A 15,585-nucleotide genomic window follows, 5' to 3' on the forward strand; every position below is an offset into this window, starting at 1 on the left:
GACAGGGTTGAGGTATCAGCTACCAACCTTCCGGAGGACTTTGATGAAGCGGCTCCTGGCAGTCCCGGCTCTCCTCGTGGCGGCGGCCTTGCCGTTGTCCACGCTGACCGCGACCGCGGCGCCGGCCAATCCGGTGCCGGTGCTGACCGCGGCGGCGCAGCCGATCCGCAGTACCGATGCGGGCAGTAGCCTGCGAGACCTGAAGCCGCTGGCCGCGATGGTCGGCAACGCGCGGATCGTCGGGCTCGGCGAGGCCACGCACAGCTCGCACGAGTTCTTCACGCTCAAGCACAAGATCTTCCGCACGCTGGTGGAGGAGAAGGGGTTCACCACCTTCGCCCTGGAGGCGCCGTGGAGCACCGGCCTCGACCTCGACCGGTACGTCGTCAGCGGGGTCGGCGATCCGCGCGAGATCTTCCGGCGCGACTTCCAGGGCGCGTACAAGTTCTGGAACACCAGCGAGTACCTCGACCTGATCGAGTGGATGCGCGCCTACAACCAGACCCACGCCCGCAAGCTGCACTTCGTCGGCAACGACGTCGGGTACGCGAGCCCCGCGCTGATCGATCAGGTGATCGGCTACGTCGGCAAGACCAAGCCGGCGGCGCTCCCCGAGATCAAGACCCTGTACGCCGGCATCCGCCCCAATGCGGAGTACGAGGCCTGGAGTACTGCGTACCTCGGCAAGCCGCTGGCCGAGCGGGTCAAGATCGAGGCGGCGGCGCGGCGGGCCGTAGTACTGGTTGAGTCGTTGCCTGCAGGTCCCGCGCGGACCTGGGCAGCGCAGCACGCCCGGGCGATCTGGCAGGTCGCCAAGTTCTACTCGTTCGACGTCGCGGACCCGGCGGTGACACCGAAGGCGATGTACTTCCGGGACGAGAGCATGGCGGCCAACACCGGCTGGTGGGCGCGCGCCACCGGGGCCAAGGTGTTGCTGTCGGCCCACAACGGGCACATCGCCCTCGAGACGGGCTCGCCGAAGGACTACCCGAAGGCCCAGGGGGAGTTCCTCAAGGAGCAGTTCGGCCGCGGCTATCTGACCATCGGGATGTCCTTCGACCACGGCTCGTTCAACTCGCACGACATTGCCAACGGCAAGGTCCGTGTCTTCACCCTGCCGCCCGCGGCCAAGGGCAACAACGAATACACCCTCGACAAGGTCCCGTACCGCGACTACCTGGTCGACCTGCGCCGGCTGCCGGCCAAGACTCGCGCCTGGTTCGACGTACGCCGCCTGACGCGGGACATCGGCACCGGCTATCCCACCCCGGAGCTGCCGATCCGGCTTGGGCCCAGCTACGACCTGCTGATCCATCTCAACCAGGTTTCAGCGGCACATCTGCGCTGAACACGACCGACGACCCCGAGGTCTGCATGCCTCGGGGTCGTCGCGTTCGTGCTGGTGTCAGGCGGCCGATCGGAGCATCGTGCGGATGCCGACCGTGAGGCCCAGGGCGACCGTGACCAGACCGGCGACGAAGCCCCAGAGCACGGTGGTCGAGGAGACGTCGCCGGCGAACAGCGTCCGCTCCGCGTCGACCAGGTAGGACAGCGGGTTGAACTTCGACGCGACCCGCATCCACTCCGGCCCGGTCTCCAGCGGCAGCAGCATCCCGGACAGGATCATCAGCGGGAACAGGAACGTCTGCTGCACCACCCAGAACATCCAGTCCTGCTTGCGCACCGCGATCGCCAGCGCGTAGCTGAACGAGCCCAGCCCGATCCCGAACAGGGCCAGCAACGCCAGCCCGATGACCGCGCCGCCCAGGTGCAGATCGAAACCGAACGGCGTCATCACCACGATCACGATCACCGCCTGGCCGAACAGCGGCACCATCTCCTTCAGAGCCCGGCCGATCAGCAGCGACGAACGGGACAGCGGCGTCACCAGCATCCGCTCGTGCGCGCCGGTCTGGAACTCGAAGAGCAGGCTCGACCCGGTCGCCGAGGTGCCGAACAGGGTGGTCATCACCAGGATGGCGGGCACGAACCACTGCCAGACGCCACCATCCAGCGAGCCGCCGAGGGATCCCTTGAGCAGTGGCCCGAAGAGCGCCAGGAAGACCAGCGGCTGGATCATCCCGAAGATCAGCGAGAACGGGTCGCGGAGTACCGGCCGAAGCTCGCGCAGCATCACGATCTTGGTGTCCCGGAAGAGGTTCCGGTTGACCGGCTGGGTGGTCGTCGTCGGGGTCACGGCGGGGACGGTGAGGGTGGTCATGCTGCGGCCTTTCCGGTGCTGTCGGCCTCGCGCAGGCTGCGGCCGGTGAGGTTGAGGAAGACGTCGTCGAGCGTCGGGCGAACCACCTGGGCGGTGACCACCGGTACGGCGTACTGCTGGCTCGCGGCGATGAGCTCGGGAAGCGCCTTGGGCCCGTCGGCGACCCGGACGGTCAACCGGTCGCCATCGGCAACGACCTCCCTTGCACCGGGCAACTTGTGGGCCAGCTCGGCGAGTCGGGCAAGGTTGCTGGGAGCAACGGTCACGATCAGCTGGTCGCCGGCCAGGTCGGCCTTCAGGGCATCGGCGGTGTCGTCGGCGATCACCTCGCCGTGGTCGACCACGACCACCCGCTCGGCCATCGAGTCCGCCTCGTCCAGGTAGTGCGTGGTGAGCATGATCGTCATCGAGTACTGCTCGCGCATCCGCAGGATGTGGTCCCACAGGTTGGCCCGGTTCTGCGGGTCGAGGCCGGTGGACGGCTCGTCCAGGAACAGCAGCCGGGGCGCGTGCACCAGACCCATCGCGACATCGAGCCGGCGACGCTGACCGCCGGACAGCTCGGACACCTTGCGTTTGGCCAGGTCGCCGAGCTCGAGCGAGTCGAGCAGCTCCTCGGTGCGCTGCCTGGCCGCCCGCGAGTCCAGGCCGTAGATGATGCCCTGGCCGTAGAGCTCGTCGCGGACCCGTTGCGAGTGGCCCGCGCCGTTGCCCTGCCCGACGTACCCGATCTGCCGGCGGACCTGGCTCGGGTCGGCGGTCACGTCGTACCCGGCGACCTTCGCGGTCCCGGAGGTCGGCGCGATCAAGGTGGTGAGCATCCGCAGCGTGGTGGTCTTGCCGGCGCCGTTCGGGCCGAGCACGGCGACGAGCTCGCCCGGTTCGACGTCCAGGCTGATGCCGCGGACCGCGTGGACGGTGTCGGTGCGGCTCACCACGAAGTCCTTGGTGAGCTCTCGGGTGCTGATCACGATGTCTCCTTCTTAGGGGGCCTGACACCGAGAACATTTCCAGCAGAAGAGGACAGGTTCTGACCGTTACTCGTGGCAATCTGAGGTCATGTCCGAAACCTCGGCACGACTTCTCTCGCTGCTGTCCCTCCTGCAGGCCCGCCGCGACTGGCCGGGCGCCCTGCTGGCCGAGCGGCTGGAGGTGAGCCCGCGCACGGTCCGCCGCGACGTCGACCGGCTGCGCGACCTCGGCTATCCGGTCCGCGCGAGCAAGGGACCGGACGGCGGCTACCGCCTTGACGCGGGCGCCGATCTGCCGCCGCTGCTGTTCGACGACGACCAGGCGATCGCGGTCGCCGTTGCGCTGCAGACCGCGACCACCACGGTGACCGGCATCGAGGAAGGCGCCCTCCGCGCACTCGCCACGGTTCGCCAGGTGATGCCGGCTCGCCTGCGGCAACGCGTCGACGCACTCCAGGTGACCACCATCGACAAGTACGCCGACTCGCGCCGGACCAAGGTCGATTCCGAACACCTGATCGCGATCGGCATCGCGCTGCGCGCCCGCGAAGTACTGCGCTTCGACTACGCCTCACCGGGCGCACCCGAGGGGGAGTGGGTCCCGCCGCGCAAGGTCGAGCCGCATCACCTGGTCACCTGGGGCGGACGGTGGTACCTGGTCGGCTGGGACCTCGACCGCAGCGACTGGCGCACCTTCCGGGTCGACCGGATGCTCCCCAAGACGCCGACCGGCCCACGCTTCACCCCGCGCGAACTGCCCGCACCCGACGTCTCGACGTACATCTCAAGCCGCTTCCAGAGCATGAACCAGTGGCCGTGCCGCGGTACGGCGATCCTGCAGGCCAAGGCCTCCGACATCGCCCGCTGGGCCGGCCGCGACGCGTTGGTCGAAGAGGTCACCGAGACCAGTTGCCGGCTGACCCTGAACAGCTGGTCCTGGACCGGTCTGGCCGCCAACTTCGGGATGTTCGAGGTCGCTCTGGAGTTCGTCGACCCACCAGAACTGAAGGAAGCCGCCCACCAACTGGCCGCCCGCTACACCGCCGCGGCGGGTTAGTTGGAAGCGAAGCGTTCGATTGCGGCCAGGACCAGGTCGGAGACGCTCGCCTTGCCGGCGCCGTGGCCGGCGTCGCCGACGATGTGCAACTCGGCATCCGGCCAGGCCTGAGCCATCCGCCAAGCGGTGTCGGGTGGGCTGCTGATGTCCAGCCGACCCGTGACCAGTACGCCGGGAATGCCGGCCAGCTTGTGCGCGTCGCGGACCAGCGCGCCGTCCTCGATCCAGCCCGCGTGCGCCCAGTAATGCGAGACGAGCCGCGCGAACCGCAGCCGGAACACGGGATCCTCGTACCGCGGATCCGGCTTGAATCCCCCGTACGTCGCCACGTGCGTGTCCTCCCACTCGCACCAAGCCCGCGCCGTCCGATCGCGGACCGACGGATCAGGATCATGCAGCAACCGGCTGTAGGCGGCGGCGAGATTCCCCTCCCGCTCCCCAACCGGTACTACGTCGCGAAAGCGCGCCCACTCCTCGGGGAAGATCCGCCCCATGTCGCGAGTGATCCACTCGATCTCCCGCGGAGTCGAGCTGGTCACGCTGAACACGACAATCTCGGAGACCGCCGCCGGATGCTGCTCGGCATACGCGAAAGCGAGCGACGACCCCCACGACGCCCCGAGCACCAGCCACTTCTCGATCCCGAGATGCCCACGCAGCAACTCCAGATCGGCCGTCAGATGCCAGGTCGTGTTGGTGCTCAGATCCGCATCGGCTTCAGCAGCGTCCGGCGTACTCCGCCCACAACCGCGCTGATCAACCAGCACAACCCGGTACTTCGCCGGATCGAACCACCGCCGCCAGGAAGCCCCGGCCCCCGATCCCGGTCCGCCGTGCAACACCACAGCAGGCTTGCCCTCGGGATTCCCGCAGACCTCCCAATAGACAAGGTGACCATCACCCACGTCGAGCAGGCCGTGGTCGTGCGGCTCGGTCTCCGGATACATCGCGCTGCCTCCTGGTCTCAATGTAACAGCACTGTTAGATTACCCCTATGGAAGGCGCGATCGGCACCCGATTACGGCACGTGCTCGAACTGCTCGACGGCGACGTGGCGAAGGTCTACCTGGACCTCGGCCTGCCGGAGTACCGGCCTAGGTTCTCGCCGATCGTTCGCACCTTGGTGGCCGAAGGCCCGCTGTCGATCCGCGCGTTGGCGACAGCGGTGGGCGTGACGCACTCCGCCGCCAGTCAGACCGTTGCCCAGCTCAACCGGGCCGGCTTCGTCACGCTCGAGCCGGGCGCCGACGCCCGCCAGCGGATCGTCCACCTCACCCCCAAGACCCGTGACCTGCTGCCGACCATCGAAGCCGAGTGGCAGGCCACCACCGCCGCGCTGGCCGGGCTGGACGAAGAACTGTCCGTCCCGCTCGCCCAACTGCTCGACGAGCTCGTCGCCGCGGTCGAGCGTCGGTCCTTCCACGAGCGGATCCGGTCTCAGAGCACGCCGGTGTAGGTCAGCGCGAAGGTGCCGCAGGGGAGGAGGAACAGCGAGGCAACGATGACCACGCCACGAAACGTCATGCCGGGCCTGATGAAGTGCCGGTACGCCGCGAGCAGGACCGGCACCATCACGATCTCCAGCACCAGCATGCCGCGGGGGATCACCAGGTCAAGCGCAGCCAGTACGACGGACAACCCCGCCGCCGCGATCCAGAACGCGAACCCCAGCCGGTACGTCGCCCTGGCGCCGAGCCGCACGGCGACCGTCCGGTACCCCGCGGCGCGATCCGCCTCCAGGTCGGCCAGCGTCGTCGGCAGATAGAGCCCGATCGCCGCCAACGTCCCCTGCAACGCCATCACCCAGGGAAACCCACTCAACGAAGGATCGACCGCAGCCCACCCCGCCAACGGCCCGAACGTCCCCAGCGCCAGCGAATTCGACGCGACGTCGAATCCGGCCCGGGTCTTCAACCGCACCGGCGGCACGCTGTACGCGAACCCCAGCACCACCGCCAGCAGGACGCCCAGCGCGAAGGTCGTCCCCACGAACAACGCGACCCCCACGGAAGCCACCCCCGCCACCACGGCGAGCAGCTTGGCGTCGGCCAGCGAGACCCGCCCGTCCAGCAGCGGCGACTTCGACTTCCGCGGATTGATCAGGTCACCCGGTAGGTCGTGCGCGTCGTTGATCGCCAACACCGACAACCACAACAGCGGCCCCATCACCACAGCGCCGACCAGCAGTCGAGGCCAGTCGGCGACAGCAGGCACCAGGCGATGCGTGGCGAGCAGAATGCCCACGTAGTACGGCACGACTGAGACGACCCAGAACTATGGCCGTCCCACCGCGAGGATGTCCCGCACTCGCGGCGGCGCCTGACGAACGACCAGTGTGGTCATGGCAACCACACTGCTCCTGCTACCGCCTACCGGCCTCCCTCGCGCGGGTGAATCGGCTCACTCTCAGGCGTGGATGTGCGCAAGAACACCGATCTCGAGCGCTACCCACACCCCGTCAGCTGTCAACGCCAGCCCATGCGGCTCAGAGCCCTCGCCGAGCACGATCTCCTCGACCACCGCACCTCGCGAATCCAGCCGGATCGCCGAGCCCGATCCCCACAGCGTCACCCAGCAACCGCCGTCGTCGGTCGCCGCGACCGCATGCGGCTTGGACGCCCGATCCGGCAGCGGGAACTCCTCGATCTTCCCGTCCGCGGAGATCCGGCCCACCTGCCCGGCCATCAGTTCGGTGAACCAGACTCCGTCAACCCCGGCGCTGATCCCCACCGGCCCAGCTGCCTCGGTAGGCAGCGGATGCAGGACAACCTCGCCGTCGACCGTCATCCGCCCCACCGAGTTGCCCTGGTTGAGCGTGAACCACAACGCGTCCCCGTCGGCCGTGATGAAGCCCGGGAACCCGCCGCTCACCCCGATCTCGAACTCGGAGACCTCACCCGCCGGGGTGACCCGCGCGATCCGATCCGTGCTCATCAAGGTGGTCCACAGCGCGCCGTCCGGCCCGACGCACAACCCGTACGGCGCAGAGCCCGACTCGACCGCGACATCGGAGATGGTGCCGTCCGCCCCGATCCGCCCGAGTCGATCGTCGCCGTTCCGCGTGAACCACACCGCGTCATCCGGCCCGTGCACGATCACACTCGGCCGGCTTCCGGGGGCATCGAGCGAGAACCGCGAGACCTCCCCGTCCGCAGCGACCCGCACCACGACGCCGGCGTGCACCAACGTCGTCCAGATCTCGCCGCCTTCGCCCAGCAGTACGCCGTACGGGCCTTCGTTGCTCTCGGCAACCGAAACCTCAGTGCTTCGCATAGCTGTCCTCCTTCAACTCGAGCACCTCGCCGCGCCACCGCGAGACGAACCGCCGATCATGACTGACCACCACCAGCGCGCCGTCGTACGCGCCAAGTGCGGTCTCGAGCTCCTCGACCAATACCAGCGACAGATGGTTCGTCGGCTCGTCGAGCACCAGTACGTCGTGCCGCCGGGTCAGCAATTCCACCAGCGCGAGCCGCCGCCGTTGCCCGGTCGACAGGTTGCTGACACGCGTGTGCAGCTGCTCCCGCTGGAACAATCCCAGCCGGCCGGCCCCGCGATGCAGCATCAGCTCCTCGCGCAAGGTCCGATCCGGTTGCGTCTCGACGACTTCCTGCGCCAGGTAACCGACTCGCCCGCGCCGCTCCACCGTCCCGGTGTCTGCGGCCAGCTCGCCGGTCAGTACTTCGAGCAGTGTCGACTTCCCGATCCCGTTGGGCCCGGTGATCAGCAGCCGATCGCCCTTGGCCACCTCGATCGACGTCGGCCGCAGTCGATCTCGCACCGACACCCCGACCGCCTCGAGCAGCACCCCGTCCAGACCAGCCGTCTGCAGCGACGCCGTGAATCGCAGCGGCTTCGACGGAATCGGCGGCGGATCCTCCTCCAGTCGCCGCAACCGCTCCTTGGCATTGCGGATCTTGCTCCGCTCCGCCTGGTTCACCCGATCGCCCGCGCGGCCGTACGCCATCTTGTTGTTGTCGGCGATGGCCCGGCCGTAGGCGACCCGGTCGGCCGTGGTCCGCACGGTCTCCTGCATGCCGGCGACCTCGTCCTCCCAGGTCTGCCGCGCCTGCGCGATCCGCGCCCGCTCGGCCGCCTTCTCGGTGAGGTAGCCCGCATAACCGTTGCTGTACCGGGTGAGCTGATGCGTGTCGCCGTCCACCTCGAACAGCGTCGGCGCGACCCGCTCCAGAAACGCGCGATCGTGCGACACGACGACCGTCGTACCGGTTCGGGCCCGGAGGTGATCCTCCAGCCACTCGGTCGCGGACAGATCGAGATGGTTCGTCGGCTCGTCGAGCAACAACACCTCAGGAGCAGCCACTAGTACTGCGGCCAAGTGCAACCGCGCCTGCTCGCCACCCGACAACGACGACAGCAACCGGTCACCGGCCAGCAAGCTCAGCCCGAGTCCCGCCAAGGCCCGCCGGAAACGCGCCTCGGCGTCGTACCCGTCGTGCATCTGGAAGGCCGTCTGCAGCTCGCCGTACTCCTCCAGCAGTGCGGGATCACCGTCGGCCAGCGAGGCCTCCAGTTCCAGCATCCGCGCCTGGATCGCCCGCAACTCGCTGAGCGCATGATCGGCCACCCCGGCCACCGACAACTCCAGCGGCAACGAGATGTCCTGCGCCAGAAACCCGATGCTCTCGGCAACGGTCACTTCACCGTCGTCCGGAGCGTCGATGCCGGCCATGATCCGCAGCAGGGTGGATTTGCCCGACCCGTTCTCACCGATCAGCCCGCTCACCTGACCGGGCGGGAAGGCGCAGCTCACCCGATCGAGCACCACGCGATGGTTGTACGACTTCGTGATCTCGTGCAAAGACAGCTGATAAGACATACGCGTCCTCCGGACTCGCTGGAACGGGTCGGCCTCCCCTCAGACGGGGACGGCCGGGTTCGACGGCGGGTCAGAGAATCACTGCTGCCTCCTGCTAATGCGACGAATGTTGCGTTAAGATCATGACATGGTCCACGCGGAGAACGCAAGGCAGGCGCCCGCGACGCCCATCGCGAGCCGCCCTGACACTGCCTCCGATCGCGCGAGGCCGGGTGGCCGTACTGCCCGCGTTCGCGCCAACGTGATGGCTGCGGTTCAGGCGGAGCTGGCCGAGCACGGTCGCGACGGTCTCACCATCGACGGCGTCGCCGCTCGCTCCGGCGTCCACCGCACCACCGTCTACCGCCGCTGGCGCACGGTCGACGGCCTACTCGTCGACCTCCTCACCATGGGCGTCGACGACACCTGGCTACCCGCCGACACCGGCTCCCTCGAGACCGACCTGGTCGAGCTCAACCGCGAACTCCACGCCTCCCTCGCCATCCCGCCGTCTCTCACGGTCGCGGTCATCGCCGCCTCGTTCCGGTCCACCGACGCGGCCACCGCGCTGCACGACTTCTGGAAAGACCGGTACGAACGCAGCGCGATCCTCATCACGCGCGCCACCGACCGAGGCGAGATCCCGCCCGGCACCGACGCCCACCGCGTCCTGATGGCCGCAACCGCACCCGTGTTCCACCAACTCGTGCTGCTCCGCCAAGAGCTGACCGTAGAAGACGCAGAACGCTGTGCCCGCGACACCGCCGCAGCAGCCAAGGCAGGCATCTTCGCCCACGATCAAGGAGGCCACCAGTGACCGGACGCCTGACCGACGAGGTCGTACTCGTCACCGGAGCCGCCCGCGGAATCGGCCGCGCGATCGCCCTCAAAGCCGCCGAGGAAGGCGCCGCCGTCGCGCTCCTCGACGTACTGCCTGACCAACTCGCGACCACCACCGCCGAGCTGGAGCAGACCGGTGCGACTGTCGCGTCTGCCGTCGGCGACGTGACCGACGAGGACTCGGTACGCCGTACCGTCGCCACCCTCGCCGAAACGCTCGGCCGCCCGATCACCGTCCTGGTCAACAACGCCGGCAAGAACGCCTACGCCGACGCCACCCAGATGACGGTGGCCGAGTGGGACAGCGTCTTCGACGTCGACCTCAAAGGCGCGTGGCTGATGGCCCGCGCGGTGCTGCCGCCGATGATCGAGGCCGGCCACGGCGCGATCGTCAACATCGCCTCGATCCACTCCCAGCTGACCACCGCCGGCATGTTCCCGTACGCCGCCGCCAAGTCGGGCCTGGTCGGCATGACCCGCAGCCTCGCCCTCGACGTCGCGCCGCACAACGTGCGCGTCAACGCGGTCAGCCCCGGCTACATCGCCACCGACCTGCTCGAGGAGTTCTTCGACACCATCCCCAACGCCCGCGAATCGGCGCTCAAGGTACACCCCCTCGGCCGGATCGGCACCCCGGAGAACGTCGCCGAAGTGGTCTGCTTCCTGGCCTCTCGCGCAGCCGCTTTCGTCACCGGCGCCAACTGGGCCGTCGACGGCGGCCTGGGCGTCCGCTACGCCTGACACTCGCGACCTGTCACATTCGCCGCTCGGCACGAGTCGGACTAGTAGCGCCGCGAGACCCGCGGCGCGGACCGACTCAGGAGAGCGACCATGACTGCAACCGTCCTAGTCACCGGCGGCACCGGAACCCTCGGCCGTCTCGTCACCCCGCGACTGCGCGACGCCGGCTTCAAGGTGCGAGTGCTCAGCCGCAGCAGTCACCAGACCACGGACGGCATCGAGTACGCCGTCGGCAACCTGACCACCGGCGAAGGCATCGACGCCGCTGTCACCGGGGTCGACACCATCGTCCACCTGGCCGGCGAGGCCAAGGGCGACGACGAGAAGGCCCGCACCCTCGTCAACGCGGTGATCAAGGCCGGCGGCAAACCGCATCTCGTCTACATCTCCGTGGTCGGCGCCGACCACGAGTCCTTCGCGTACTTCGGTTTCAAGCGCGGCGCCGAGCAGGTGATCGCTGACTCCGGGCTGCCCTGGACCACGGTCCGCGCGACCCAGTTCCACGACCTGGTCCTGACTCTGGCCCAGGCCCTCGGCAAGCTGCCGGTCGTACCGGCGTTCAGCGGCTTCCGGGTCCAGCCGATCGATGCGCGCGACGTCGCCGACTGCCTGGTCGAGCTGGCCCAGGGGGAGCCGTCCGGTCTGGTCCCCGATATCGCCGGGCCGAGGATCTACACCCTGAAGGAGATCCTCGCCTCCTACCTCGCGGCGACCGGCCGCCGCCGCCCGCTGCTGCCGCTGCATCTCCCCGGCAAGGCGTCCTGCGTCTTCCGGACCGGCGTCAACCTCGCGCCCGCCCACGCCACCGGCGTCCATACCTGGGAAGCGTTCCTGGCCGACCGAGTGCGGTAGTAGATGATTTCCTGGTGACGAAGATCGAGGTACGCCGGGCCAAGCCGGACGACGCCGAGGCGCTGGTGCGGCTCCGCGCGCTGATGCTCGAAGCGATGGGCGCGGACACCGGCCCCGAGGATGCGCCCTGGCGACAGACAGCACTCCGGTTCTTCACCGAAGGCCTGGCCTCACCGGAGACCTTCGCCGCCTTCGTCGTGGACGACCCCGAGGCAGGAGTGGTGGCCAACGCGGTCGGCCACTGCAACCTCCACCCACCGGGCCCGAACGACATCACCACCACTCGCGGCTACCTCTACAACGTCAGCACCGAACCGGCCTTCCGTCGCCGTGGCCTCGCGAAGGCCTGCGTGATCAGCCTGCTCGACTGGTACCGCGACGAGACCGAGGCCGGCCAGATCGAACTGCACGCCACCGAGCAGGGCGACAGCCTGTACCGGTCCCTCGGTTTCGTCGACAGCAGCTACCCCGCGCAGCGGCTAAGAATCGTCCGCTGACCTCCACCAGGTATCGGTCGACCGGGTGTCTCGCAGAGCGTTGGTAGCGCAGTGCACCTCGCCACCCCCGAGGTGAGCCCAGAAGAAGTCCTCAACCCAGTGCACCCGTACGCCGTTACGCCGCAGCGCCCGCTCGGTCGCCTGCCGGAAGATGTCCCGGCCCGCCACCTTCGGCCCGTGCGGGTCAGGCGCGGCGAAGTCCTGCTTGGTCAGCGAAAGCCCGTTCACCAACCCCGGCGTCATGGCCCGAAGCAACCCGTAGCCGGCCACTCGCTCGAACAGGACCGGCAACCTGACCAGCTCACTGGCCGTCAACCCAGTTGCCTTCAGCAAGATCGCCAGCTGGTCGTCGATGTGCTGCGCCGCTGCCTCGTTGTCGGCCAGTTTCTTGCCATCAGCAAGCACTTGATCGATGGTCGGCTTCTTCTTCGCATTGGTGTCAGCGAACAGTTGCGCCTTCCCAGCGCCGTTCTGCTGCGCCTTCCGTAGCAGCTCGACCGCCAGCCGCGGATCCGCAACCGCCAGCGTCCACCCCCGCGCGTTGTCGGCCCGGACCACATGCGTCGTCTCATCCGCATGCCCCACCATCAACCACGACGTATCAACTACCACCGGTGGCTGAAACTCCTGCCCAGTCACCATCGTGATGAACCCAGCGTCCGGCCGCCGCGCTCCCGAGCCGTACAGCACCCGTCCGTGCGGATACCCGTCGTACGGTGGCAGCGCCTCGATGTTCCCGCCCATGTTCAGCAGATCGTCCAACCCATCGGACGCCACCGGGCTCAACTCCTGCACGATCCCGACATCAGGTCCACGCAGATCGCGGTACAGCAACCGGCCCGCCGGCCGCGGCGTCGCGACCATCTTCCCGTCGGCATCCGGCAACTCCCACACATTGCCCGACCGGATCAACACCCGCATCGTCTGGCTACCACCCGCGCCGTCCGTCGGCATGCTCGCCGTGGCCGGCTCAAAGGTGTCCTGCAGCCACATGTCCTTCCACCCGTCCGCAGTCCCCTGGATGAGCTTCACCTTCACCCGCGCCGCTCTGTCCAGAGACTTGACGAACGGCTCCCACTCGCCCGGAACCCCTTCTGGATAAGGCGCCTCACCACCCGGCCAACCAGCCCCCTTGTTCGGCTTGGCCGCCAACACGGTCTCAGCCCGCTGCAAGTCGTTCTGCAACATCAACGGCGCGACCCTGAGCTTGACCACATCCGTCGTGGACCGCCCCCGATCGGCAACCGTCAACGAGACCGACACCTGCCCATCCCACTTGGCCGGATCCCGAACCACATCCCGCCCCTCCAGCCCGACCCGTACTCCGCGCCGAAGCTGTTGGGCAGTCACCGTCGTGGTGGCCTTCCCCTCCACGAAGACCCGCGCCTTGTCTGCCGGTGTGACGCTGAGGCTGCCGACGGCCCGGCTGCTCAAGTTGCCATAGGCATTGACCTTGAGCGGCGCCAGATCGGCTGCATCCCGTGGTCCGTTGATCCGGTCGTCGGCCGCGTCATTGCAAGCAGCAAGCTTCCGGTCGACCTCCGCGCCGGCCCGATCGAGATCCGTTGGATCGACCCGGCAGCGGCGTTCGTCGTCATCGAGATTCGGCAGGAAGATCGCGCCCCGGGTGTTGGTCCAGCGATCCTCACCCACCTCGTCGGCGGCCGTCAGCCGCCCGTCCCTGTCCGTATCGGCCGTCAGTCCTGGTGAGGTCTGAGCTCCCCAAGCAAGCATCACCGGAGTACCGGAGAGGGTCAGCGTTGCGACGGCAAGGCCCGTGATCCAGCGCCCCATGTCACTCCCTGTAGTAATACGTCTGTGTTGTTTCCAGTAAACTAACACGGCTGTACCAAATCCGGGAGGTGGATTTCCTGCCTCCACCCCGGGGGAGGACAGAGAAGGGATTCCGCCTGATCAGGCAAGTACAGGGTGAGGACGCGCCCATCCGGGCGTGGAGTGAGGAGCCCGTTGATGCGCAAGACAAGGATCGCCGCCCTGGGAATCACGGCGGCGATCGCGGCCGGAGCCCTGTACCAGCTCCCCGCCAGCCCCTTCGCCCGCAACGGCTACCCAGAGCGACCAGCTTCGAACTCCACCGCCTCGACGCCCGCCCAGCCCCAGTCGGCCTCACCGGACCGCCGCGTCCAGCCCACCAGTCCGTCCGACCCAGGCAACGCGGTACCCCCAGATCCCGCGATCACCTACCCCACCCGCGGCACAACCACCCTCACGGTCCTCCCCGGCAACCCCACACCCATCGGCCGCTCCGGCAAGCTCTACACCTTCCAGATCGCCATCGAAGGCGGCATCAACGGCCTCGACCCCACCGCCTTCGCCGTCTTCGTCCGCGCAACCTACGCCGCCCCCCAAGGCTGGACAGCAGACGGCAAACGCAGATTCCGCCAGGTGGGCCCAGGCGAATCAGCCGACTTCCGCCTGATGCTCGTCACCCCCGCCACCCGCGACACCTACTGCGGCGGCACCTTCGACCGATACACCAGCTGCCGAATCGGCGACCGAGTAGTCCTCAACGTCGCCCGCTGGGCCAAAGGCGTCCCGAACTACGGCGCCGACCTCACGACGTACCGGCAGTACATGATCAACCACGAAACCGGCCACCGCCTGGGCAACGCCCACGAACTCTGCCCCGGCCCAGGCCAGCCGGCCCCCGTGATGCAGCAGCAAACCCTAGGCCTGCACGGCTGTACTGCGTACGCCTGGCCGTTCCGCGCCGGCCGGCGCTACGAGGGCGTCCTGGGCAAGTACGACGATCCGACGCCTACCAACTAGCCCGCGAGCTCAGTTGTTCGAGATCGTCGGCGGCAACTGATCGGCCACCGTCGCCGTGATCGCCGCCGACTCAAGCCCATCAGCAACCGTATGCAGCAACCGAATCAGCTGCGCCGCATCAGCCGGCCCAAGGATCCCCGTCACAACATCCAGCACCCGGACGGTCAACCCGTCCAACTGCGACAACCGAGCCTGCCCCAGCCCAGTCACGGCCAGTACCGGCGCAGTGCGCACCAGCCCAAGCGCGACCAGCTCAGCGATTGCCAGCTCGGCCTCGCCCGCAGTGGTCCCGACCTGCAGAGCGACAGCCTCGGCCGAATCCCGCCCGTTGGAGATGGCGCTCAGCACGAGCGCGGCCGGCATCTTGATCCCGACCGCGTCCTGCAGGCCGAGGATGAGTGGATGAGCGTGGCCGCGGACCCGCTCCACGGCGTCCAGCAGACGGAGTGCGTCGCTGATGTCGCCGATCAGGTGTTCGGTCTGGACGGTGGCGATCCCGGTCGGCATGACGACCCGGTCGGGAACCGCCAGGGCCTTGGTCCCAGCGTCTTCGATGGTCACCGCACCAGCCTACGGAGGCCACCAGGCCGGCTCGGCGTGTCGTACCTGAGGAAACGCTATGAATTGCGTCTCCCAAAGTATTCGAACAGGATTTCGAAGCGAGTAAACAAACGTTCACAAAATTCTGGACAATTGGCCAGAATTCGCGCGTGACCTTCGGTTCCGCTCGTCCGTTGGATCTGACGTGACGGTGAACACACGGCGCACCGGCACCGCGCTCGCTCCGCGATTAAGGC

The 15,585-nt window shown here is 68.1% G+C and carries 16 protein-coding genes; 8 read left to right on the forward strand and 8 right to left on the reverse strand.

Annotation, left to right across the window (positions count from 1 at the left end):
- The first annotated feature begins 43 nt into the window (after positions 1-43).
- Positions 44-1,348 (forward strand): erythromycin esterase family protein, encoded by a 1,305-nt coding sequence (locus AB0P21_RS33065; RefSeq protein ID WP_363701822.1) that lies wholly within the window; start codon positions 44-46, stop codon positions 1,346-1,348.
- Positions 1,349-1,405: 57 nt separating this feature from the next.
- On the opposite strand, the gene AB0P21_RS33070 is transcribed toward AB0P21_RS33065, so the two are convergent.
- The gene (locus tag AB0P21_RS33070; RefSeq protein ID WP_363701824.1) at positions 1,406-2,221 is read right to left on the reverse strand and encodes an ABC transporter permease; all 816 of its coding nucleotides are present in this window, start codon (positions 2,219-2,221) and stop codon (positions 1,406-1,408) included.
- On the reverse strand, positions 2,218-3,192 hold the full coding sequence (locus tag AB0P21_RS33075; RefSeq protein ID WP_363701826.1) for an ATP-binding cassette domain-containing protein: 975 nt from the start codon (positions 3,190-3,192) through the stop codon (positions 2,218-2,220). Before AB0P21_RS33075 ends, AB0P21_RS33070 begins: the two co-directional genes overlap by 4 nt.
- Positions 3,193-3,280: 88 nt before the next feature.
- On the opposite strand from AB0P21_RS33075, the gene AB0P21_RS33080 reads away from it, so the two are divergent.
- A complete protein-coding gene (locus AB0P21_RS33080; protein WP_363701828.1) occupies positions 3,281-4,249 on the forward strand; it encodes a WYL domain-containing protein in 969 nt (322 codons plus the stop codon).
- Here AB0P21_RS33080 and pip read toward each other — a convergent pair.
- Positions 4,246-5,196, reverse strand: coding sequence for a prolyl aminopeptidase (pip, locus tag AB0P21_RS33085; protein WP_363701830.1), 951 nt, complete (start codon positions 5,194-5,196; stop codon positions 4,246-4,248). The genes AB0P21_RS33080 and pip overlap by 4 nt on opposite strands.
- Positions 5,197-5,243: 47 nt before the next feature.
- Between pip and AB0P21_RS33090 the strand changes: the two genes are divergently transcribed.
- Positions 5,244-5,705, forward strand: a complete 462-nt coding sequence (locus tag AB0P21_RS33090; RefSeq protein ID WP_363701832.1) for a MarR family transcriptional regulator — start codon at positions 5,244-5,246, stop codon at positions 5,703-5,705.
- Here the strand turns inward: AB0P21_RS33090 and AB0P21_RS33095 are convergent.
- From AB0P21_RS33095 to AB0P21_RS33105, 3 genes are all read right to left on the reverse strand, one after another.
- Positions 5,687-6,505, reverse strand: a complete 819-nt coding sequence (locus AB0P21_RS33095; protein WP_363701833.1) for a UbiA family prenyltransferase — start codon at positions 6,503-6,505, stop codon at positions 5,687-5,689. The genes AB0P21_RS33090 and AB0P21_RS33095 overlap by 19 nt on opposite strands.
- A gap of 150 nt (positions 6,506-6,655) precedes the next feature.
- Positions 6,656-7,522: a virginiamycin B lyase gene (locus AB0P21_RS33100; protein WP_363701835.1), complete on the reverse strand. Its 867-nt coding sequence runs from the start codon at positions 7,520-7,522 to the stop codon at positions 6,656-6,658.
- Positions 7,509-9,089 (reverse strand): ABC-F family ATP-binding cassette domain-containing protein, encoded by a 1,581-nt coding sequence (locus AB0P21_RS33105; protein ID WP_363701837.1) that lies wholly within the window; start codon positions 9,087-9,089, stop codon positions 7,509-7,511. The genes AB0P21_RS33100 and AB0P21_RS33105 overlap by 14 nt, the downstream gene beginning before the upstream one ends.
- A 127-nt stretch (positions 9,090-9,216) precedes the next feature.
- On the opposite strand from AB0P21_RS33105, the gene AB0P21_RS33110 reads away from it, so the two are divergent.
- The 4 genes from AB0P21_RS33110 (at position 9,217) to AB0P21_RS33125 (ending at position 11,998) form a co-directional block, all read left to right on the forward strand.
- Complete coding sequence (locus AB0P21_RS33110; RefSeq protein ID WP_363701839.1) at positions 9,217-9,885, forward strand: TetR/AcrR family transcriptional regulator C-terminal ligand-binding domain-containing protein; 669 nt, start codon at positions 9,217-9,219, stop codon at positions 9,883-9,885.
- On the forward strand, positions 9,882-10,649 hold the full coding sequence (locus AB0P21_RS33115) for a glucose 1-dehydrogenase (protein WP_363701841.1): 768 nt from the start codon (positions 9,882-9,884) through the stop codon (positions 10,647-10,649). Before AB0P21_RS33110 ends, AB0P21_RS33115 begins: the two co-directional genes overlap by 4 nt.
- Positions 10,650-10,739: 90 nt before the next feature.
- The gene (locus AB0P21_RS33120; RefSeq protein WP_363701843.1) at positions 10,740-11,501 is read left to right on the forward strand and encodes an SDR family oxidoreductase; all 762 of its coding nucleotides are present in this window, start codon (positions 10,740-10,742) and stop codon (positions 11,499-11,501) included.
- 14 nt (positions 11,502-11,515) lie between these two features.
- The gene (locus AB0P21_RS33125; RefSeq protein ID WP_363701845.1) at positions 11,516-11,998 is read left to right on the forward strand and encodes a GNAT family N-acetyltransferase; all 483 of its coding nucleotides are present in this window, start codon (positions 11,516-11,518) and stop codon (positions 11,996-11,998) included.
- Here the strand turns inward: AB0P21_RS33125 and AB0P21_RS33130 are convergent.
- A complete protein-coding gene (locus AB0P21_RS33130; protein WP_363701847.1) occupies positions 11,981-13,792 on the reverse strand; it encodes a protein-arginine deiminase family protein in 1,812 nt (603 codons plus the stop codon). The genes AB0P21_RS33125 and AB0P21_RS33130 overlap by 18 nt on opposite strands.
- A 177-nt stretch (positions 13,793-13,969) precedes the next feature.
- Here AB0P21_RS33130 and AB0P21_RS33135 point away from each other — a divergent pair, with 177 nt between their 5' ends.
- Positions 13,970-14,788, forward strand: coding sequence for a DUF3152 domain-containing protein (locus AB0P21_RS33135; RefSeq protein WP_363701849.1), 819 nt, complete (start codon positions 13,970-13,972; stop codon positions 14,786-14,788).
- Between the two features lie 9 nt (positions 14,789-14,797).
- Here AB0P21_RS33135 and AB0P21_RS33140 read toward each other — a convergent pair whose 3' ends face one another.
- Positions 14,798-15,349, reverse strand: a complete 552-nt coding sequence (locus AB0P21_RS33140) for a MarR family transcriptional regulator (RefSeq protein WP_363701851.1) — start codon at positions 15,347-15,349, stop codon at positions 14,798-14,800.
- Positions 15,350-15,585 lie beyond the last annotated feature (236 nt).

Source organism: Kribbella sp. NPDC056861 (assembly GCF_040687575.1).
Taxonomy (GTDB): Bacteria; Actinomycetota; Actinomycetes; order Propionibacteriales; family Kribbellaceae; genus Kribbella.